At 34.0% G+C, this 21,711-nt stretch carries 15 protein-coding genes and 1 tRNA gene; 5 read left to right on the forward strand and 11 right to left on the reverse strand.

What is annotated here, in order from left to right:
- Nucleotides 1–2 precede the first annotated feature (2 nt).
- Nucleotides 3–374, reverse strand: coding sequence for a BlaI/MecI/CopY family transcriptional regulator (locus tag AAEU33_RS05670; protein ID WP_172281443.1), 372 nt, complete (start codon nt 372–374; stop codon nt 3–5).
- A gap of 108 nt (nt 375–482) precedes the next feature.
- Here AAEU33_RS05670 and AAEU33_RS05675 point away from each other — a divergent pair, with 108 nt between their 5' ends.
- Nucleotides 483–1,700, forward strand: coding sequence for a PQQ-dependent sugar dehydrogenase (locus AAEU33_RS05675; protein ID WP_345991325.1), 1,218 nt, complete (start codon nt 483–485; stop codon nt 1,698–1,700).
- A 34-nt stretch (nt 1,701–1,734) separates the two neighbouring features.
- Here AAEU33_RS05675 and AAEU33_RS05680 read toward each other — a convergent pair whose 3' ends face one another.
- The 6 genes from AAEU33_RS05680 to AAEU33_RS05705 form a co-directional block, all read right to left on the reverse strand.
- The gene (locus tag AAEU33_RS05680; RefSeq protein ID WP_345991327.1) at nt 1,735–4,176 is read right to left on the reverse strand and encodes a TonB-dependent receptor; all 2,442 of its coding nucleotides are present in this window, start codon (nt 4,174–4,176) and stop codon (nt 1,735–1,737) included.
- Nucleotides 4,177–4,451: 275 nt separating this feature from the next.
- Nucleotides 4,452–5,828 carry a tryptophanase gene (locus AAEU33_RS05685; RefSeq protein WP_345991329.1) on the reverse strand — a complete coding sequence of 459 codons (1,377 nt, stop codon included), beginning with the start codon at nt 5,826–5,828 and terminating at the stop codon, nt 4,452–4,454.
- Between the two features lie 87 nt (nt 5,829–5,915).
- Entirely contained in the window at nt 5,916–6,533 is a 618-nt protein-coding gene (locus AAEU33_RS05690; protein ID WP_172281435.1) for a DUF502 domain-containing protein, read from the reverse strand.
- A gap of 22 nt (nt 6,534–6,555) precedes the next feature.
- Nucleotides 6,556–7,134 carry a tRNA-(ms[2]io[6]A)-hydroxylase gene (locus tag AAEU33_RS05695; RefSeq protein WP_345991330.1) on the reverse strand — a complete coding sequence of 193 codons (579 nt, stop codon included), beginning with the start codon at nt 7,132–7,134 and terminating at the stop codon, nt 6,556–6,558.
- Between the two features lie 63 nt (nt 7,135–7,197).
- Entirely contained in the window at nt 7,198–8,286 is a 1,089-nt protein-coding gene (locus AAEU33_RS05700) for an acyltransferase family protein (protein ID WP_345991332.1), read from the reverse strand.
- Between the two features lie 111 nt (nt 8,287–8,397).
- Entirely contained in the window at nt 8,398–9,282 is an 885-nt protein-coding gene (locus tag AAEU33_RS05705) for a metalloprotease (protein WP_172281430.1), read from the reverse strand.
- A 183-nt stretch (nt 9,283–9,465) separates the two neighbouring features.
- On the opposite strand from AAEU33_RS05705, the gene rplU reads away from it, so the two are divergent.
- On the forward strand, nt 9,466–10,041 hold the full coding sequence (rplU, locus tag AAEU33_RS05710) for a 50S ribosomal protein L21 (RefSeq protein ID WP_172281428.1): 576 nt from the start codon (nt 9,466–9,468) through the stop codon (nt 10,039–10,041).
- Between the two features lie 18 nt (nt 10,042–10,059).
- Complete coding sequence (rpmA, locus tag AAEU33_RS05715) at nt 10,060–10,317, forward strand: 50S ribosomal protein L27 (protein ID WP_007842221.1); 258 nt, start codon at nt 10,060–10,062, stop codon at nt 10,315–10,317.
- Between the two features lie 308 nt (nt 10,318–10,625).
- Here rpmA and AAEU33_RS05720 read toward each other — a convergent pair whose 3' ends face one another.
- The 4 genes from AAEU33_RS05720 to AAEU33_RS05735 all read right to left on the reverse strand — a co-directional run bounded on the left by AAEU33_RS05720 (nt 10,626) and on the right by AAEU33_RS05735 (nt 17,540).
- Nucleotides 10,626–13,151: a DUF5686 family protein gene (locus AAEU33_RS05720; RefSeq protein WP_345991334.1), complete on the reverse strand. Its 2,526-nt coding sequence runs from the start codon at nt 13,149–13,151 to the stop codon at nt 10,626–10,628.
- Between the two features lie 225 nt (nt 13,152–13,376).
- Nucleotides 13,377–13,450, reverse strand: a tRNA-Asn gene (locus AAEU33_RS05725).
- Nucleotides 13,451–13,578: 128 nt separating this feature from the next.
- Entirely contained in the window at nt 13,579–14,304 is a 726-nt protein-coding gene (locus AAEU33_RS05730; RefSeq protein ID WP_345991336.1) for an AAA family ATPase, read from the reverse strand.
- 74 nt (nt 14,305–14,378) lie between these two features.
- On the reverse strand, nt 14,379–17,540 hold the full coding sequence (locus AAEU33_RS05735) for a S41 family peptidase (RefSeq protein WP_345991338.1): 3,162 nt from the start codon (nt 17,538–17,540) through the stop codon (nt 14,379–14,381).
- Nucleotides 17,541–17,884: 344 nt separating this feature from the next.
- On the opposite strand from AAEU33_RS05735, the gene AAEU33_RS05740 reads away from it, so the two are divergent.
- Both AAEU33_RS05740 and AAEU33_RS05745 read left to right on the forward strand, forming a co-directional pair.
- Entirely contained in the window at nt 17,885–20,989 is a 3,105-nt protein-coding gene (locus AAEU33_RS05740; protein WP_345991340.1) for a DNA methyltransferase, read from the forward strand.
- Nucleotides 20,982–21,704 carry a hypothetical protein gene (locus tag AAEU33_RS05745; RefSeq protein ID WP_345991342.1) on the forward strand — a complete coding sequence of 241 codons (723 nt, stop codon included), beginning with the start codon at nt 20,982–20,984 and terminating at the stop codon, nt 21,702–21,704. The genes AAEU33_RS05740 and AAEU33_RS05745 overlap by 8 nt, the downstream gene beginning before the upstream one ends.
- The last annotated feature ends 7 nt before the right edge of the window (nt 21,705–21,711 follow it).

The raw sequence follows: 21,711 nt of genomic DNA on the forward strand, positions 1-21,711 counted from the left end.
CTTTATTCTTTTATTTTCTGATCAATTATTTCGCGAAGTTCAATCAATTGCTTCTGGGTTAGTTTTGTGTTGGATGTAAAAAATGAAGCAAACTGGGTCACGGAGCTGTTGAAAAAGCGGTCAATCATGGAAGTCATTTCTTCCCTGAAATATTCTCCTTTAGCTACTTTTGGGTAGTATTCACGGGAATTTCCATATAATGTGTATCCTATCAGATCTTTATTCTGCATTCTTTTAAGCAATGTAGCTACTGTAGTGGATGCAGGTTTGGGTTCCGGGTAAAGATCCAGAATATCTTTCATGAATACTTTCTGTTTATCCCAGATGATCTCCATGAGAACTTTTTCCGAATCTGTTAATTTTATTTCTTTCATATTCTACAATTTGAAATGTTGTTCTACAAATGTAGAATAAAATTTTAAATCAACAAATTTTATGGCACTATTTTTCCATTGTTTTTTTTAACCAATAATCACAATGCTATGAAATTCAATAAGTTTTATGTACCAATCATTAGTCTTTTTTTAGTTTTATCTTCATGCAAGAAAAATAACGTCAATGCTCAAAAGGTCAGCAGTGATGGAAGTGTGGAAACAGAAAAGCCTAATTCAGACTATAAACCTGCCTTTGCAGGACAAACCAGAATTAAGGCTGTAAAGACATCTACACCCTACAATGTTGAGGTTTTAAATAAAGATCTGGGCAGACCTTGGGGAATTATTAATTTACCAGACGGGAGATTTTTGATCACCGAAAAATCCGGGTTTATGAATGTTGTTTCTAAAGATGGGAAGCAGATTTCTAAGATATCAGGATTTCCTAAAGTTGATGCAAAAGGACAGGGAGGAATGCTGGATGTTGCACTGGATCCAGATTTTAAAAATAACAGTATTATTTACTTTAGTTTTTCTGAACCCTTTGGGAAGGGTAATCTGACCTCTGTAGCAAAAGGTAAACTTTCGGGAGATTTAAAAATGATATCAGATGTAAAAGTCATTTTCCGTGCTGAACCATCATATGACGGAGATAAACATTACGGAAGCCGATTGGCCTTTGATAAAGATGGGAATTTGTTTGTAAGTACCGGAGAAAGATCAGATAAAGAAACCAGGGTGTATGCCCAGAAAACGGATAACTATTTAGGTAAAATCCTTAAAATAACAAAAGAAGGAAAACCAGCTCCGGGAAATCCATTCATCGGAAAGGCCGGATTTAAACCTGAGATTTATGCCTATGGTATAAGAAATCCGCAAGGCTTGGCAATAGATCCCAACGGGTCCTTATGGGATGTGGAAATGGGTCCAAGAGGAGGTGATGAAATCAACTTAATTCAAGCGGGTAAAAATTATGGATGGGGTGACGTAACCTATGGTATTGAATACTCCGGAGCGAAAGTGGGAGAGGGAATTACCCAGAGAGAGGGTACGGAGCAACCTGTTTATTACTGGGATCCGGTAATCTCTCCAAGTGGTGTTACTTTTTATACAGGAAATATAGATGAGTGGAAAGGTAATTTGTTTATTGGCTGCTTAAGTGGTGAACACATCAACCGGATTGTGATGAAAGATAATAAAGTGGTTGGAGAAGAACGTTTGCTTGCTGATCAGAAAGAAAGATTCAGGGATGTGTTGGATGGAATAGACGGAAACATCTATGCCGTTACCGACAGTGGGAAATTATATAAAATTTCTAAGAAATAAAAAAAGGCTCCGGATTTATCGGAGCCTTTTTTATTTAAAATCTGAAATTAAATCTTGCAAAAGCCTGTCTTCCGGAAAAGCCCATCTGAACAGGATCGAAAATACCACCGGATTCTGTATTTCCTGCAGAAACAGCCTCTCTTTGTAAAGTTGGATATCTGTTGAATAAATTCTTACTTCCAATAGTTAAACTAATATTTTTTGAAAAATCATACCCGAAAGATAGATCAGTGGTTACTTTAGCGTTGTAGGTCTGATAATCATCAGGGCCATTGTAGCCAATTAACGTGAGTTGATGAAATCTTACTAATTGAACATTGGCATTAAACTTTGAGATTTTATAATTTAAGTTTAGGTTGACCTTTGTTTTTGGAGCTGATGATAAAATAAAGGCACGTTCGCGAGCGCTCAGGTATGTGTCTTCTTTACCCTTAAGTTTATCAGAGGTGTTTACAGAGGTAATCTCCATTTCATTGTAATTTCCTGCTAAAGTTGCAGTAAGCCTTCCGCTTCCAATCGTTTCGTTATAGCTTAATATGATATCCACACCTTTTGTTCTGGTATCTATAGCATTGGAAAAAAATTGTGCCTGATCAATAAATGGATATTTTTCTTGAACCTCTATTGGTAAATCAATTCGAGGGAAATTACCTGTCAGTACAATTCTGTTTTTCACTTTAATATAATATCCGTCAACAGTTGCTGTGAATTTCCCTGTATTGAAAGTAAAACCAACGCTTCCGTTTAATGATGTTTCTTGTTTCAACGGAGGAATTCCTGTTAAAGTAGCTATGTCACTGTTGTTTGGCGCCAATTGTATGGTGACTAATTGGTTGCCCTGAAAATTCGTGAATTGTAAATCATAATATTTTTGAGCCAATGAAGGTGCTCTGAATCCTGTTGAAACTGAACCTCGAAGTGCAAATTGAGGAGTTACGGCATATCTGGTAGCGAACTTTCCGTTAATTGTACTTCCAAAATCACTGTAATTTTCAAATCTTCCTGCAACACTAACCATCCATTTTTTTGTGATATCAAGTTCGGTATCAATATAGGCTGCAAAATTATTCCTGTTTTTATTCAAATCAAGTGCATAGCCAGGAAAACCTTGCGACCCACCTGGTCTATATCGGACCGGGTCTGATCCCGGTACAGTTACCAATAGGTTTTTCGGAGTATCATTTGTTACGATATTCCCATTAATGTCATAGGCGGCATATGAGGCTTCTTCTCCTTTTATGATTTGAAATTGCTCATATCTAAACTCTGATCCAAAGGCTACATTTAATCCTTCTAATACCCCAAACTGTTTTGTAGCATTAAATCCCGTAGTGTTTTGTAGTAGAGAGTGCCCTCCTGCATTAAAGCTTGTGGGAGACTTTATCCCTAGTGTTGCATTTAAGGTATTATCGATTTCATAAGTAAACCGATTACTCCCAAAAGCATTATAGAAGTCTACATCCCAATCCAGAACTTTAAATTTTAATCCATTATCAAAAGTGAAGTCCGTTATTTTGGTATTTTCGATCGGATTAAATCCATTCGGATAAATTTCAGGGATATTCTTATCATCATTGGCTCCTCTTGTCCATGCGTAAGCATGGGTATTTCTATTTGAAAAACCTTGGCGTGAATAGAAAATGAGATTGTCTGATAAAGGAAGTTGAACATTACCAAAGAAATATACATTTTGTGATTTCGCATCTCCAAAACGTTGTCTTGGAGCTTCGTATATTGCTGGATTGGCATTTCGGATAGCATACTCTTTATTAATAAACTCAGCTGTGAAATTTCCAAAACCTCCTTTTGTTCCTATTTTTGTTCCGAGATTCCCGTTAAAATCAAAAGTAAGCCCGTCAATTTTATGATCTGATACAACATCTTTATCTCCGGGACTTTTAAAAAGGTTCATCCCGTAAAATGCATTTCCTTCAAAGCCTTTATCTCGGTCATTTAAGATGACGTTGATAACGCCTGCAATAGCATCGGAACCGTATTGAGCGGAAGCTCCATCGCGAAGGACTTCAATCCTTTTAATAGCTCCGATCGGAATGGTGTTCATGTCATATCCGGTGTTTCCTCTTCCCTTGGTTCCGAAAAGGTTGATCAGTGAAGACTGATGGTATCTTTTGCCGTTTAATAAAAGTAAAGTCTGGTCTGGTCCCAATCCTCTGAGAGTGGCTGGATCGACAGCATCTGCACCATCTGACCCCGATTGTTTATTGGAATTAAATGAAGGTGCCGAAAACTGCAGGAGCTGGTTCACTTCAACTTGCCCTGTAGATTGACTTACCTGTTTGATGTCAATAACATCGATGGGAACAGGAGTGTCTATTACTGTTCTTTTTTTGTTTCGGCTCCCCGTAATAGCTACTTCTTCAATTTTTGCTTCTTTAGAAATGGTGTCATTGATTTGCTGCGAATATAAAGCCGCAGTGCTGCCCAGAAATAAAGCGATTAGATATTTAATTTTCATATATATTGAGTTTCTGAGATTGGTAATTCAATCAAAAGTATTGATTTTTGTTTTTAAATCATCAGAAAAAATCACTATTATTTGAAAAGTGTTACGAAAAATGGATGCGATGCATAATTATATGAAAATTTTCAATCAAATAGTAAAAATTAGTTAAAATAGTAAAATACATAAATGATATGTTGTGTATTTTTCCTTATTGCGATTTTTTTTAACAATTTATTCTCGTATGTGTATATAAAATGAAAAAACCGGAATTACTCCGGTTTTAATTTTTATGCTTTTTCTAATTGAACAGTAAAATGTCTCAAAAGATCTGGCTCCCATGTTATCTTATACCCTTTTGCGATTTCATCACGGCGTTCATAAACGTTTTTAATCGCTGCAGCAATATAATCCATATGATTATTCGTATAGGTTCTCCTAGGAATTGCTAATCGAACCAGCTCCAATTTCGGATAACGGTTTTGTCTTGTCTCCGGATCTCTGTCTGCTAGCAAGGTGCCGATTTCAACCGTTCGGATGCCAGCTTCTTTGTAGATTTCAAGACCTAAAGTCTGTGCCGGATATTCTTCCCTTGATACTTTTGGAAGGAAATTTAAAGAATCAATAAAAACGGCATGTCCTCCGATAGGCTTTTGCACAGGAATTCCGTATTCAATCAGCTTATTTCCAAGATATTCAACCTGGGAGATCCTGCTTTCCAGATAAGCAAATTCCGTAGCTTCATCCAGTCCAACGGCTAATGCTGCCATATCTCTTCCGGCCATACCTCCGTAGGTTATGAAGCCTTCATAGATAATTGTAAAATTGGAAGCCTTTCTGAAAACCTCCTCGTTATTCAATGCGATGAAACCACCGATGTTTACCAATCCATCTTTTTTGGAGCTCATGGTCATTCCATCACCATATGAGAAGGTCTCTTTGCAGATTTCTTTAATGCTTCTGTTTTCCTGGCCTTTTTCTCTTTTTTTAATGAAATAAGCGTTTTCAGCAAATCTTGCAGAGTCGAAAAAAACAGGAATTCCGTAGTGATTGGAAAGTTCTCTTACTGCTTTCATATTTTCCAGAGAAACCGGCTGACCTCCTGAAGAATTACAGGTGATGGTAATTAAACAAAAAGGGATTTTTTCTTTTGGATAGCTTTTGTAAATCTCTTCCAGCTTTTCAAGATTAATATTTCCCTTAAACGGATGTAGATCATTAATATCAAATGCTTCATCAATTGTGCAGTCTACTGCATGTGCTTTGCGAAACTCAATATGTCCTTTTGTAGTATCGAAATGGGAATTTCCGGGAACTACATCTCCTTCTTTTACCAGAACAGAAAACAGCACGTTTTCAGCTGCTCTTCCCTGGTGAGTGGGCAAAAGATATTGGAATCCGGTTATATTTTTTACAGTATTGTGAAGTTGGTCGAAAGAACGGGAACCGGCATAGCTTTCGTCACCGGTCATTAATGCTCCCCACTGTCTGTCCGACATGGCTCCGGTTCCGGAATCGGTTAGTAAATCGATAAAAACCTGTGATGATTTTAAGTTGAATAAGTTGTAATTGGCTTCTTTAAGCCACTGCTCTCTTTCTTCTCTTGTTGATTGACGGATCTCTTCAATCATTTTAATGCGGAAAGGTTCCGCGTACGGTAAATTCATGAGTTAAGTATTTTATTGTTTTGTAAAGAAAATTTGTTTGAAAATAATTTCAATTCATCAGTATATATTTAAAGGAGCAGGAGAATGCTACTCCGGAGCTTTAAATATATTTTCATCGGAGTGGAAACCGGCTACACCACCACTCACTGCAAATTTCATTGCAGAAGCAGCAGACATTCCCACTACAGGTTTGATGTTTTTTTCTTCCGTAACAATTACCCATCCGGAAATAGCATAGGAGTGAGGAAGATAAACAGCAACATAATTATGTTTATCTACATCTGCCATTTCTTTCTGGGTTAAAAAACCAATTCTCCAGATCTCAGGATGCTCATTGGTTTTTACCCATACAGGATCATTAAATTTTTTCTTGTCACCAACAAATGATGACATTACATCTTTAGTTGGCGTATAAATATGTTTTACCCCGGGTGTTCTTTCCAACAGGCTGTCCATTGTGTCGAAAAAAAATCTTCCCACAACGAATTTATTACCCAGGTAGCCCAAAAGTGCGGTGATTAAAATAGTTGATACAAAAACCAAACCCGGTATTTCTTTTGCCACAGATGGAATTATATTATCAATAGACGTGACAACATACCATATGACAAATATCGTTAGCCCGATAGGTCCGATAATAACAAGTCCCTGAAAGAAATTTTTCAGGAAAAAATTGGCGATATTTTCGAAAGTCAGTTTTTTCAACGTATTCAGTTACTAATTTTGTTTAGCCATGTATGCTTTCCTTATTGCCGTATGACTTAATAATTTTAGCTTCATATTCCAGCCACTCCTCCCATCGTTTGTTTACTTTTTCGGGATCTCCAAGCTGTCTTGCAAAACTAATGAAAGTTGTATAATGGTTAGCCTCCGAAATCATTAAGTCCCGGTAAAAATTTTTAAGCCCTTCATCTTTGATATTTTCTGTAAGGACTTTAAATCTCTCGCAGCTTCTTGCTTCTATCATGGCGGCAAATAACATTTTATCAACGATAAGGTCTTCTCTGCTGCCCTGGATAATGAACTTCATCAATTCATTTACATAATCATCTTTCCTTGCTCTTCCGAACTTGTAACCCCTGCTCTTGATGATCTCATGAACCTGATTGAAATGATCCAATTCTTCCTGTGCAATAGCAAGAAGTTCGGTTACAATTTCAGGGTGTTCCGGAAGCATCGTAATCAATCCGATAGCGTTTGTAGCTGCTTTTTGTTCGCACCAGGCATGATCGGTTAAAATTTCTTCAATGTTTCCTTCTGCAATATTTGCCCACCTTGGATCCGTGGGAAGTTTCAACTTAAACATGTTTTAAAATTTCTGTAAATTTAAAGTAAATTACAATAACAAATCTTGTTTTATTCCAGTTATTTAAGAAGCGGTCTTTCTTCGTAAAAATTCTAAAATATTCCACCCTAAACGATCTACTTTCATTAAAAATCCTGCAATCGTTGTTGCGAGGATAATATTCGTGATATAGATTAAAATCATTAATATCCACCACGGTACATCTTGCTTGAAATGAACGACTAAAAAATAAACAAGGGAAGAACTTATTCCCTGTGCAAAATAAAAGAATATTGCATTCTTTCCGATATAAGTAATAAAATTTTCTTTTGTGATCTTTAATCTGTTATAAAAAACAAATAACGTAACCAGTGAAAACAGGGTCCATATGATATAGGGAGTTTTAGGAGGGAACTTATTTTTATTGATCTTGTAAAATATTTCGCTTCCATAATACCAGAACATCCAGATTAGCAGAATTCCAACCGCTGCATAAAGTGCGGGGATGATACGGGAAGGGATTTTCTTTCCCTTCATTCTATTGGCAATTAAGAAAACCGCAAGATAAAAAGCAACATATCCCACCTGGCCTGTTGGATAAAACCACGGAAATAAATTAAATATTAGTGTCAAAGCAATACACAGTCCTATAAACCAATTAATATGTTTAGAGAAGAATCTTAAAATCAATACACCGAAAACAGCTAATATAAAGTATACTTTTAAATACCAGAAGCTTCCCATTACTACGGGGAATGTATCGGCATTGGTGTATTGATGGAGGTACCAGTTCCCTAAATTTTGCCATTGAGGTTCCGTAGATATATTTGTTGTCGCGTATTTTGAGCCGAATGTAGAGTAAAAGTTTTGCAACCATTCTACAGAAAAAAAGCTTAACCCGAAAACTTTAAAAAAGTAATCCAGGAAAAACAGGAATGTTACAAAAATCATATAGGTGATTTGTAGTTTGAGCAGGCGGTAGAACGTTTTCTCAATATTGGCTCCGGATGTAATTCCACTTAATGCATAAAATAAAGCTACATCAAATACTAAAGAAAAGACCCTGACTTCCGCCGGGATATAAAACTGTCCCGACCAGAATGCTGTGTGGATGAATATAATGGAAAGCGTTGCTAATCCTTTTGCAAAATCAATGTAGAGATCCCTGTTCATTATGGTAATTGATAAAGTTCAAAAATAGATAAAGTTTGGAAATAATTTTAAAAATAAAAAAGAGGTAAAGCGAACTTTACCTCCTTTCCTAAATATGTTAATAATGAATGTTTAAAGTTTTCTAAACTCTTCAGCAGAAATTTCTCCGGTTTGGATTTTTCTTAACTCGTCCATATATTGGCTCATATAAGCGTCAATTTCAGGATTTCTTGAATTTTTCCCCATTTTATAGGTTCCGTTAAGGACTCCTTGATAGTAATAAAAGAAGTTATAGTCGAAATCAGCCGCAGATAAACTGTACTGTCCAAGCAGGAAGCCTAAACGAACAGCAGATCTTCTTTGAGGAGGAGTTCCGTGATGGTTATAACTTGAGGTCTGATAATCTCCGATGCTTTGTGCAAATTCATAGGCTGCTGCAATTTCAGAGAATTGAGTTTTGTTATACCCGTTCGGTCTTCTTAAATAATACCCTGCAAAACCATCGGCTTCAAGCTCATTAGGTCTTGCTGTAGATTCATTTACAGAAGGCAGGTTAAACGCATATTGTAGTTGGTGGCCATATTCATGTGCCAGGATCATAGCATTCACGATATCTCCGCCTTTATTTTTTGCATCAGCGTAGATCGCATAACCATAATAGATTTTTCCTGTAGAGTAGGAAATAGCATTATAGGTGGAGTTGAAATTGGAAGGATCGTTTACAAATCGCAATGTTGGGTTACTTCTTCCCCACATACTGGCAATTTTTGTCATTTGCCCGTTCATGAAGTTGGTGTCGGCGCTCGTTTGTAAGCCGGTTAAAAGGACTGCTGTAGAACTCCAGTTTTGATCAACATAAGAGCAGCTTCTCTGAAGGTCTCCGGGTTGTTCAATTTTAGCATTTTCGGTGGATGAATTTGGTAAGACGTTGTCTTCCATTTTGTCGTCGTTACATGCTGATAAAGATAATACAGCAATAGCTCCTGCTAAAAAGCAGAATTTAAAGTTTCTTTTCATAAAATATTTTTTTGGTGAAAACGAAGGTATAAATTATTTTTTAGATAATTAATATATAAATAGTTAAAATTATTCCTTCGTTGGTGAAAAAGCATTTGTTTTGAAAAATATTGTTTTGATTGTAAGCTGTTTATAAAATAATTTGTATATTTGCACCTCGAAATAACTAAAAATTTATAAACAATGTTTGCAATTGTAGAAATAGCAGGGCTTCAATACAAAGTTGAGCAAGACCAGAAGTTGTTTGTACACCGTTTAAAAGGAGATAAAGGAGGAAAAGTTTCTTTCGATAAAGTTCTTCTTACTGTAAACGGTACAATCACTGTAGGCGCCCCAGCTGTAAGCGGGATCACTGTAGAAGCAGAGATCTTAGACCATGTTAAAGCTGATAAAGTAATCGTTTTCAAAAAGAAAAGAAGAAAAGGTTATGAAGTGAAAAACGGTCACAGACAATCTTTAACTCAAATTCAAATTACAGGAATCACTGGATTTGAAGGTGGTTCAAAGAAAGCAGCTAAAAAAGAAACAGTAAAGGCTGAAGTTCTTTCAGACAACGCAACTGTTAACTTTGGTGAAGATCATGAGTTGAACTATCACTTAAAGAAACACAACTTGTCTCAGTCTAAAGAAAACAGAGAAACTTTAATTACTTTAGGAAAAGCTGTTAAAGTTGAATTAGAGAAAAAAGTTCTTACTCACGAAGAAGTAGATGCTGCTATCGTTAAGAACATTGATCAATTTAAAGCTCTTAATAAATAATAATAATCTACAAATAAAATGGCACACAAGAAAGGAGTCGGTAGTTCCAAAAACGGTAGAGAATCTCACTCTAAAAGATTAGGTGTAAAGATTTTCGGTGGACAAGAAGCTATTGCCGGTAATATTATTATCAGACAGAGAGGTACTCAACACCACCCAGGTGAAAACGTGGGAATGGGTAAAGACCATACTTTGTTTGCATTAGTAGACGGTAAAGTAGTTTTCAGAAAGAAAGCAAATAACAGATCTTTTGTATCTGTAGAACCAAACGCTTAATCTAAGCGTTCTATAAAATAAAAGCCTCAACATTGTTGAGGCTTTTTTATATTTAAATGGTCTGGAATTTTTTCAATATCCTAATTTTGTCTTGAAAATCCGGGAAAGCCTACATAAAAGGATCTGAAAAAAATGATGTTGCTGATCTTGAGCTGTAATGATCTCCTCTAGTGTTTCTGGCTGTTCTAAACCGGCTTAGCTGTAGTAGCCTATATTGCCTTTAATCTATTTTGATAACGGAATAATGCGATATTCTTGAATGTTTTACTTGCTGATCAGATGGAAATTATTTGTCTTTCTAAAGTATTTTAAAAGCCTACCTGGAATCCTGCTTTTACACCAAATGTAGAAATGTCAGGCCTGTTGAGGTAGTTGCCTCTCCAGTTGAAATCTACCCTGAAGATCCTCAGGTTTCCAAATCCAATATTTTCAATTCCGAAACCGTATTCATAATAAATATGATCACTAGGAGCGGAATACTTAAAACCTTCAACGTTAATCTTTTTAGATGCATCGCTCAGTGTTCCGTATGCACTTCTGATAAATGCTATTTCTCTTAATTTGAGTTTCTTGATTAGTGGAATATAGGAAAGGATTTTACCATTGAAATGATGTTCCAGATGCAGCGTCGTATATGTATCTGCAACGAACTCATAATAATTAAGTTGTGCAAATGTATTTCCTACCAAACTATAAGATTGGTTTCCGGGAATTATATTTTGTAAGGCTAGCGGAACTGTATTGAAGTTTTTTCCTGCTTCAAAATTGATTAGTGTTTTTCCCCAGCTTCCGATTAATACCGGTTTGTAAAATAAGAATTGTAGTTTATTATAATTGAAATCAGCATTAAACAGGCCTTCCAGTCCTCTTGTGTACTTTAAAACAATAGTAGGAGCCAAGGTTCCATGTTCGTGTCTGTCAACTCCGGTTTGTGAAAATTTAGCACCAGGTCTTGCTATTAAGCTAAGGGTTACATGGGAATCATTAACGGTTTTTCTTAATTCTCCGTTTCTGTAATACATAAGGTTGAAGCCGTCAGGATTTGCTGATTTGATGCTTTGCATAGTTCCATCTACCCGTATTTGAAAGTTCTTCCATGGCTCAATAGAAGCAAATACATTAGTTTGATTCAGGGAGCTTAAAGAGGCATTATCTCCCCTTGCGAAGACTGTAGACGAGGCAAATGTACGAGACATGATTCCGTCATCAGTTGTTAGCTGAACACCGAGCTGCATAACATCTCTTCTGGTGCCAGCTCCGATCATAAACCGGTTGACTTTATTAAACATATATTTTGCTTCAACACCATATTTGAACTGCTGATCTTTAAATCCATATGCTGTATAAAACTGGATTCTCCAAGGATCGTTCATGGAAAAATAACTTCTCGCTCCCAGTCTTATTCTGTCTCCCTCTACTTCGTTTACTCCATAAACTGAAAAAATGGGACCCAAATCTATTCCCTTTGTTATGTTGTAGTATCCTGATCCAAGGGTTTCATATAACTTTACAATCCGGTTGAATTTCGGGACCTTCTGAAGCTTATCAAGCATATCATAGACTCCCTGTTCAGATTTGGATAGCGTATCAGGTCTCGCTTTAGCCCAGTAAGTATCATCCTTATCTACAAATTTATTGTCATACTCTTCCTCCTTTCGGGTGAAAACCGATGGAGCAAGTGGCTTGTTAAACTCATATTCCGAATAGTCTACAGTTCTTTTAGCGATGATACTTTTAGATGTTTTCTTTTTTGAGAAAGGGGTCAGCTCTACTACGGTTACAAATTTTCTAGGCAGGAAAGTATTTTCGTCGGGGTTGTCGTATTCCAGCTCTGTGGAAATCCCATTGACGAAATTTACATTCATTTTTTGTGTTGATTTTAACGTCGCTCCTAAAACTGCATAAGTGTCGGTATCAATATAAAGATAGCCCTGAAATGCTAAAATTTCTGTTCTTTTAGGCTGATACCTGATTTTATAAGCATTCTCACCATGTATAGCAATCGTATCGATCAGATTATAGTCATACGTACTAAAACCATCAGTTCCTACAGGACTTGGAAAACCAATATCAAAATAATTCAGGGTATTGTCATAGATATTGATGTCCCTGTAGAGATTTTTTGCCGTTAAAGTTACAATTTGATTATCCTGAAAACCAGATGTTTTTTGAGCTATTAAAAGCTTTTTGGTTTTCTTGCCGGGCTTATTTTCTCCGTAATTTTCATAAATTGATTCATTCAGGAAGATGGGCAGAGCCATTTTTCCACTTGCCGTTGAGTCGGCATAATCAAAGATAAAATCCAGCTTGTTGAAGATCTTTCTCTTCATAAAGGCGCTGTCCAGATTATTAGCGTCAAACTGTATTTTTTCGTATTCCTTATAAGTGTAGGTATCGAATTTACTTAGACCATTATTTCTTTTTCTTTTCCATACTTCCTGCATAATTGCATAAGCGGGATTTTCCTTCTTGTTTTTATATTTTGTTTTCTCGTTATGGATCACAACTTCTTCAATGTTTTCCACCTTTTCTTTGGAAAGCTTTACGAAGATATTATTGGCATTATCTGGAGTAACGTCTATACTTTGCAAGGCATAGCTTTTTCTTAAGAATTTTAATTTGTAAATAATACTGTCTGATTGAACGCTGAAGGCTCCCGTAGTTGTTGTTAAAAAAGGTTGATTACTATCATTGATAAATACATCCACCCCGGTAACTTCTTTATTGGTTTTGGCATCAACAATTTTGCCACTTGCAGCATTTTGTGCGCATACAATACCGGAAAATAAAAGAAAAAGGTAGAGATAGTGGTATTTAGAGTTATTAATTAACATTAGGTATTTCTTCAAGCATTTAGCATAAACAAAAAGTATGCTGTTTATTTAAAACGGATAAGATTTAAAAAAATTTCGTGTGTATTTACAAAAATGCAAATGTAACAAAAATAACAGGACCAATTTGATTAATTATGACCTATGATTTTAAAAGACAATAGGATAGAACAGAATTTATTCCGAATGAAAAATAAAAAAGACCTACATTTCTGTAAGTCTTTTTTGCTCCTCCTGCTGGGCTCGAACCAGCGACCCTCTGATTAACAGTCAGATGCTCTAACCAACTGAGCTAAGGAGGAATTTTCCTTTGTTTTAAGTGGTGCAAATATAATATGAATATTTATATCAAGCAAGTTTTACGTTGAATTATCAATGATTTTAAAGTAAATAGGTTGAAATTCAACAAGAAATATTTTGCTTGTCATTATTAAATGGGGTAATCTTCGAATAAATAACGGAAATACAATTCCGGGGATTCTAAAAAACTTTTTGTTAACTGATAATGCTCCGTTTCTTTATAATCAATCTGTTTAATTTTATCATCCAGTAAATAGACTTCAGCTTCCGGATAGCTCATCAAAATAGGTGAATGGCTGGAAATAATGAATTGGGCTTTTCCAGCTTTTTCCAGCTTGTGAATAATTGACAATAGGGAAAGTTGTCTTTGCGGAGAAAGGGCGGCTTCCGGCTCATCAAGGATATAAATGCCTTTCTGAAAATGGTTGTGAAATAATGATAAAAAAGCTTCACCATGGGATTGCTGATGAAGAGATTTTCCCCCGTAAGCATCTAAAACACTTCTGTCTTCTTCGGCTACTTCATCAATATATGTTGCGAAATTAAAAAAGCTTTCTGCCCTCATAAAAAAGCCTTGTGCTGTTTTGGTATCCCATGAAAGTTTAAGGTGTTCTGCCAGTTCGGATTCCGTTTTATGAAAATTATAATTATGATTTCTATTTCCTCCCGAGACATTGAAATCGCATTTTTCGGCAATAGCTTCTAGCAAAGTTGATTTTCCAATCCCATTTTCACCAACAAAGAAAGTGACATTGCTTCGAAGTCTGAGATTTAATCCACTACTCAAAAAAGGAAGGTTGAAGGGAAAATCCTTCGGATGGTCTTCGTTTAAATAAATCCTGGATAAATAAGGCATTTGTCTGTTTTTAGTTGATATTAAGCAAAATACATGCAAAAAACAAGACCTACATTTCTGTAAGTCTTGTTTTTTTATTTCTTTAAATCTTTAAGGATTTCCTGTACCGCTCTTTCCAGTTGCGGGTCATGATCTTGCTGTCGGTCTATGAATGTGTTTTTAATATAGATGTCCGGTTTTACACCTGTTTTTTCCAGGTTCTGGCCATCCAGAGTATACGTTCCCCATACAGGAAGCCTATAATAAGAGCCATCTACAAGACTTTTTCCGGAAGTGAAGATAATCCATCGATAGGTGTCCTGGCCAATGATTTTTCCTAATTTCAGAGCCTTGAAACCGGCAGCGGTCATTTCGGCATCACTCAGCGAAGCTTCGTTGATCAAAAGAACAATAGGCTTTCCGGAAGGTGCGAAATTGGGCTGTGTGGTCATTTTTCCTTCCCGGTATTTCCATTGTAAATAAGGTTTTTGAGAAAGGAAATTTAATACTTTATCATGAACGTTTCCGCCCGTATTATAGCGTAAATCGAGAATAACAGCTTCTTTTTGAATTTCCTGCTCCACCATATCCAGAAGGAAGCGGTCCAGTTCATCAGTAGTCATATTTTTCATATATGAATAGGCAATGCGGCTGTTGCTCATCTGATTTACGCGTTGCCGATTATTGAATATCCATTCGTCATACAAAAGTCCTTTTAATTCTGTATTTGAAATCGGATGTACCTTGGTGGTGATGTCCTTGCCATTGCGTGTGAAAGTAAGAATAACTTCTTCCTGCTTTTTAGGACTTGTAAAATAAGATTCACGATTTTCGTGTACGTCAATATTTTTTCCATTTACAGCAATCAATTGATCTCCTGCTTTAATGTCAACCCCGGAACGGAAAGCGGGTGATTTTCTTACAATACCTTCTACACTATAAGGCTGGTCCTTTTTAAAGATAATCCCTGTTTCATTGGTAAAATAATTCAGATATCTGGTTTCTTCCTTTCCTGTTGAGGAAAATCCCGTATGTGAAGAATTGAGTTCTCCCAACAGGTCATTCAATAAAATTCGCAGATCATTTCTGTTATTGATATACGGAAGATATTTAGCATACTGCTCCTTTTTTGCTTTCCAGTTGATGCCATGGAATTTTTCATCATAGAAATTTTCTTCAACCCCAGTCCATGTTTCATCATACATCTGGGTAAATTCAGAAGCGAGGTTTTTGTTAAAAGTATACTGGATATTTATCTTTTCTGGCTTTAATGTTGCTATGGCCATTTTATAAATGTTACCTTCTATTAATGTAAAAAAAGACTTGTCATTTTTGATGATATAGCTGGCTTCTTTATCGAAAACCTTTTCTGATTTAGCGGTTTCAAAATCCGTGAAAACCTTTTTGAAAAGTTGTTTCTTTCCATTATCCTGATTGGAATTAAAGAATAAAATTTCCTTTTTGTCGTCCATGAAAACGGTAGGATCTTCCTGGTATCCATACCTGTCTGTAATCAGCTCAATCCTTTCCAAAGTGTTTTCAGGATTAATTTTCAATTCTTTTACAACAATTTCTTTTTCTTCCTTTTTTTCTTTGTCTTCTTCTTTTTTATCCTTGTTTTCCTTTGTCGTTTCAGGTTTCTTTACCTCCTCAGTAAATAGCTTATCGAATCTTTCAGATTTGTAAGGCTCATCAAACCAATCCAGCGCCATTCTGTAAATATTAGATTTCTGCATACCTAGCGGATAAGAAGGGTTCGTTCGGTCACTTGTAAAATAAATATACTTACCATTGGGTGACCAAAAAGGATCTTCCTCTGAAACGCCGGTGTTGGTAAGATTTATGATTTTGCCTTTTCCGATATGATAAACAAAGATGTCCAGTTCAAAATTTCTTTTTGCAGAGAACAGTACGTATTCGTTATTGGGAGAAAAAGAAGGTTTTGAATTTTGAAAAGCCCAGATTTCATCTTTTACGATAGTTGTAGAGTGTAAACTCTTTAAGTCCATTAATCTTACTTCATCACGACCACTTAAATACACAGCTTTTGAAAGGTCGTTATTCAGGGTTATATTGCGGTTGTTACGCAAATCAGTAGTTAATTGCTTTACCTGGCCTTTTCCGTCTGCAGCAATACTAAACCAGTTTTGATATCCCTGGTAAGTCTGGTTAAAAAGTAATGTGCGATTGTCCTTCAGCCATTTTACTTCCATTACACGTTCCTTTCCGTCAGATATCTGTTGTGTAAACTTTCCTTCAATATCAGAAACAAAAAGAACACCACGGCTCACAAAAGCTATTTTCTTACCATCTGATGAAATATCATAATAAGAAATATTATTTTCTATATTAAAATTTTGTTCTTTCTCCAGTGTTTTATTTGTGTTAAGGCTTATATTAAGAGCTTTTATATCTTTTGTAGCTACGTCATAGGTGTAAAGCTGATAATCTTTTTCAAATATTACTTTGGATCCGTTAGCTGAAACAAATGGCTTTTTAATAGAGGTTTCAAATTGTGTTAAAGGTGCCTTTTTGCCATTTTTAAGTTCATAAAGATTATATTCATTGTTATTTTCATCAGAAATAAAATAAATAGTCCCATTTTTATCTACGCTCGGATTAAAATCTTTTCCTGCATAGTTCGTATATTGTTTAAAGGAATTGTTCTTGGGATTATAACCTAAAATATCAGGATTGTTTTCTCCTTTATAGTGTTTGCGATGTACCTGATTGGCGCTTTCTGATGAACTTGTGAAAAGATATTCACCCGCAGGAGTTTCTGCCAGGCCGTTTGTATTATTAAAGTAATTGTTGAAAAGCTTTTGTGGTGTTTTGCCTTCAATAGTAGTTTTAAAACTTCCAAAGTTATTATTCCTGTTTGAGGTAAAATAAATAGTTTTACTGTCCCATCCCCAGTTTTCTATTTCATCTTTTCCTGTGTGAAATGTTAACTGTTTAATGCTTCCTCCTTCAGCAGGCATCACATACACGTCATAATTTCCGTATTGATTGGAACTGAATGCAAGCCATTTTCCGTCTGGAGAAATGCGTGGATTAATTTCCTCTCCCTCCAGGGCTGTGATTCTTGAAGCGTTTCCGCCATTGGAGTCCACTTTCCAGATGTCTCCATCATAAGCAAAATAAGCGGTTTTCCCATCCGGGCTTAATGAAGGACTTGATAAAAAATAAGATTTTTCCTGTGCTGAAACTTGAATGCTAGCAAAGGCTGCTAATAACGAAATAAAGATTCTTTTCATGAGATAATTAGATATTCCTGGGGATATGTTGTCATACTTTGCGCTACAAAATATTTCCTCTTATAATTATTTAATAATAAGTTGCAAATATCTAGATTAAAAAATTATATTAAGGCTAAAAAGTTAGATAAAACCTTTATTTATCTTAAAAGTATGGTTATTCAGAAGTTTGATGAGTTATTTAAAGATTGTGATGAAAATTATCCAATTGTTATAGAGAATTAAAGAGAGTGATTGGTTTTACTATAGTGTAGTTGTAGTAAAACCAGTCATTTTCTTATAAAATTACACTTGATCTGAAAAAATAGAGAGTGTAAGATTTTACACGGAAAATGTGTAGAGGAATGAAACGATTTCAAGCAATTTATTGTAAATTTGCAAGTAAGGTGAGAAATTCTGAATTACATAAGTTATTGATAAAGTTGCAATTAGATAAGTCTGTTTTTTTAAAAAAAGAACATGAAAACTCTTATGGCTTTGATTTTCATCCTGATATATTAAATAAAATTAAAAGGATAAATCCAGATGCAATCTATGTTTTCAATAATCAACCTCTAATTCTATTCTTTGACTTAACGACAAACAAAGATTCAAATAAAGAATCTGAAATTCATAAACAAGTATGGTCTTTTGATAATTCGCCAATTGTATTTGTAATCAAAGATGAAGATGTTTCTGTTTATAATGCATTAAATTTTATTAAAGATAGAGACAATAAAGAAGGTTACCTTGAAAAACTAGAGCTTTCTGAAGAAGAAAGAAATGAGAAATTTTCTTTTTGGAATTTACAATCTGGTGAAACATGGGTTTGGTTTCAAGATGAATATTTGAGTAAAAAAAATGAAAACCAAAAACGTGTAAATCAGAGATTATTTCAAAATATAAAAGAAGTCAGAAACTATCTAACCGATGAAGTAAAACCTAATCATTTAGAAGAAAAGGCAGCTAATTCGTTAATTTTAAGATTAATTTTTATCAGGTACCTAATTGATAGAGACATTAAAATTGATGATAATTTTATATCAGGCAAAAACATAAATGATAAAAGAAAAAATTTTATTTTACTGATTTCTAACCCCAATAGATTAAATAAACTGTTTGAGCTATTGAATGAAAAATTTAATGGCGTTTTATTTAAAGAAACAGATATTAGATTAAATCAAATTCAATCAAACTATTTAGCCAATGTATTCAAAGGTGAATTAGAGCAACAAGGTTCACTGTTTGAAGGTTACTTTTTTGAAATCTTTGATTTTTCAATAATTCCTGTTGAAGTTATTTCAGGTATCTATGAATCTTTAATTGATGATGAGACAAAAGATTTAGATTCTGCAGTATATACCCCATCATTTCTTGTCGATTATATATTAACAGATACTGTTGATGAATATTTATGTAAGAAGAATGCCTCAGAATGCAAAATTTTTGAAGTAGCTGTAGGTTCAGGTATATTTTTGGTTCAATCTTTAAGAAGAATGATTGAAAAGGAGATTGAAATTAATGGTCTTGAGAACAAGAAAAAGTTTAGTAATAGAATTAGGGAAATTGCTAAGAATAACCTTTATGGAATTGATATAAATCTAGAGGCATTAAAGGTTACTTGTTTCTCAATATATATTGCATTATTAGATTATCAACAGCCAAAAGATATTGATAAATATCCTTTTCCAAACTTATTAGGGACTAATTTATTTGAAGCTAACTTTTTTGATACTACCCATGAGTTTAATAAAGTGGTGGCACAAAACACACCAGATTTCATATTGGGTAATCCACCATGGAAAAGTAAAAAAGAAGATAGTATTCATGTTAATTGGATAAAAAATAATAAAATAACGGTTGGTAGATTTGAAATAGCACAATCATTTCTTTTGAGAACTAAAGATTTTATGTCTGAGGAAACCAAATCGGCATTAATTGTTACAAGTACTATATTTTATAATGTTTCTGACAAAACGAGAAGTTTTAAAGACGAATTTTTAACTACATATTGTATTAAAAAGTTTTTCGATCTATCTCCAGTAAGAAGATTGATTTTTGAAAAGAAAAATAGCCCTGCAAGCATTATATATTATAAACTTTCTAAAAAAGAAGATTATTTAAATAATATTATAAAACATCAATCTGTTAAGTATAATCGTTTTATCAAATATTTCAAGATGTTAGTAATTGAAAAATTTGACCAAAAAGACTTGTTGCAAAAAGATTTTTTAGAAAATGATTGGATGTTTAAAGTAGCTTTGTATGGTAGTTACTTAGATTTAAAGTTTTTAAAAAAAATTAAACTTTCAAATATTAAATCCTTAATAGATAATAAAACTGTTTTTAAAGGAGCTGGTATTGAAAGAGGACAAAAGGCTCAGTATTTTCTTGATTTAATTGGAATGACCATAGTTGAAAACAGTCAAATACAACAGGGATTTACATATATTAATACAAATGAAACTTTAAAAAAAGAAGATGTTTTCTTATCAAGAGGGAGGGATAAAAATATTTTTTTAGGACATAAGATATTATTTAAAGAGCAAACACTAAATGAGACAGAACCTCTTATTTCATATTCTAATGATGATTTTGTTTTTAGAAAAGGAATATTTTCGGTTTCATCTCAAAATGAAAACTTGATAATGTTGCTTTATGCACTTTTCAAATCAGATTTTAGTAAGTACTATCTTTTTCTAATATCTGGAGCTTGGGGAGTAGGAACGAGACCTGCAATTAGATTTGATGAAGAATTATTAAACCTTCCATTGAAAGATTTTAAACAAGAAGAAGAGAAAATATTAATTGATAATGCAAAATTACTCATAAAATATTACATTGATTTTTTTAAAGATTTTAAACTAGGTGAACCAATTGGAAACCAATCTCTTCTTAAAATTATTAATGAAAGCGTTTATAAATCTTACGATGTTAAAGATTACGAAAAAGATTTGATAGATTATACTTTAAACATTTCTCGTTATCAGTTTCAACAAAGTAAGCAAAACCTTATAATTAATTTTAATAGTGCTGACCATAGAAATAAAGAAAATGTATTAGAAAGCTATGCTAATATTTACATTAAAGAATTTGAAAAAATATATTATGATGAATTTGTAAAAATAGAAATCTTCCCAATGAGACATTTCATTGCGATGAATTTTATTATTACGGACATAAAACCAAAAACAAAAATATATTATCACCAGAATTCCAACGAAAAAGAAGTTTTGGAAAAGTTAGCTAATAATTTGAGTATTGAAAAAATAACCAATAGTAGAGACCCCTCAAAAAATCTTTACATTCAAAAAGATATAAAAGGTTTTGAGAGTGATTCATTCTACATTATTAAGCCTAATGAATATAAATGTTGGCATCCTGCAATGGCATGGTATGATGTTGCTGAATTTAAACAAGCTATTCAAGAAGCGGAATTAGAACGATTAAATTCTTCTGCCGATGATTAATGGTGCTGTTGGTTTTAAGTCAGGTTCTAGTAGAGTAGTAGAATCTCATGTCAGAAAGATATTACAATATGTTGTTTCTTGCTATCAGCTCATGTTAAAAGATGGTAAAAAATATAACTACTCTACAAGAGGTAAAATAAAGCAAGAAAATTTTTTACGAAATGGCTTGGTTGATGATTATTTAAGGAAAAATATAAATTTACTTAACTCTGAAGGTATTAATCAATATACAATAATTAATCGAGAATCAACCGAGACTTATCATAGTCAAACAGATAGACTACTTCATGATGATCCAATTGACATAAAAATTGAATATTCACCATTGAAAAATGATTTGCAGGATGATTCCGTATATTTTGCTATTGAATGTAAAAGAATTACAATCGACAGTGATTCGAAAGACTATGTTTTAGATACTGAAAAGTTTTCAGATAGAATTTACACATCAAAAAGATTACCTTTCGAAGGACAAATAGGATTTATAGAAAATTCTAAGATAACTCATTCTTCTATTTGTATAAAGGTTAATGAATGCTTACAATCTTTACAGTCTTGTGAAAAATTAATTACGACTCAAGAACTAAAACTTATTAAAATTAGTTCAGATTTTGAAGGCTCCTATAAGTCCACGCATAAAAAATTAAATGAAAATAAAGATAACTTTTCTGTATTTCATTTATTTTTCGATTATTCAAATGTGGTGATAAACTAATATAAAT

It is taken from the genome of Chryseobacterium sp. Chry.R1 (genome assembly GCF_039645525.1).
Lineage (GTDB): Bacteria > Bacteroidota > Bacteroidia > Flavobacteriales > Weeksellaceae > Chryseobacterium > Chryseobacterium proteolyticum.

Coding starts and splice junctions, on each gene's coding strand:
- AAEU33_RS05670 (WP_172281443.1), bottom strand. CDS start 374: ATGAAAGAAATAAAATTAACAGATTCGGAAAAAGTTCTCATGGAGATC.
- AAEU33_RS05675 (WP_345991325.1), top strand. CDS start 483: ATGAAATTCAATAAGTTTTATGTACCAATCATTAGTCTTTTTTTAGTT.
- AAEU33_RS05680 (WP_345991327.1), bottom strand. CDS start 4,176: ATGAAAATTAAATATCTAATCGCTTTATTTCTGGGCAGCACTGCGGCT.
- AAEU33_RS05685 (WP_345991329.1), bottom strand. CDS start 5,828: ATGAATTTACCGTACGCGGAACCTTTCCGCATTAAAATGATTGAAGAG.
- AAEU33_RS05695 (WP_345991330.1), bottom strand. CDS start 7,134: ATGTTTAAGTTGAAACTTCCCACGGATCCAAGGTGGGCAAATATTGCA.
- AAEU33_RS05700 (WP_345991332.1), bottom strand. CDS start 8,286: ATGAACAGGGATCTCTACATTGATTTTGCAAAAGGATTAGCAACGCTT.
- AAEU33_RS05705 (WP_172281430.1), bottom strand. CDS start 9,282: ATGAAAAGAAACTTTAAATTCTGCTTTTTAGCAGGAGCTATTGCTGTA.
- rplU (WP_172281428.1), top strand. CDS start 9,466: ATGTTTGCAATTGTAGAAATAGCAGGGCTTCAATACAAAGTTGAGCAA.
- rpmA (WP_007842221.1), top strand. CDS start 10,060: ATGGCACACAAGAAAGGAGTCGGTAGTTCCAAAAACGGTAGAGAATCT.
- AAEU33_RS05720 (WP_345991334.1), bottom strand. CDS start 13,151: ATGTTAATTAATAACTCTAAATACCACTATCTCTACCTTTTTCTTTTA.
- AAEU33_RS05730 (WP_345991336.1), bottom strand. CDS start 14,304: ATGCCTTATTTATCCAGGATTTATTTAAACGAAGACCATCCGAAGGAT.
- AAEU33_RS05735 (WP_345991338.1), bottom strand. CDS start 17,540: ATGAAAAGAATCTTTATTTCGTTATTAGCAGCCTTTGCTAGCATTCAA.
- AAEU33_RS05740 (WP_345991340.1), top strand. CDS start 17,885: ATGAAACGATTTCAAGCAATTTATTGTAAATTTGCAAGTAAGGTGAGA.
- AAEU33_RS05745 (WP_345991342.1), top strand. CDS start 20,982: ATGATTAATGGTGCTGTTGGTTTTAAGTCAGGTTCTAGTAGAGTAGTA.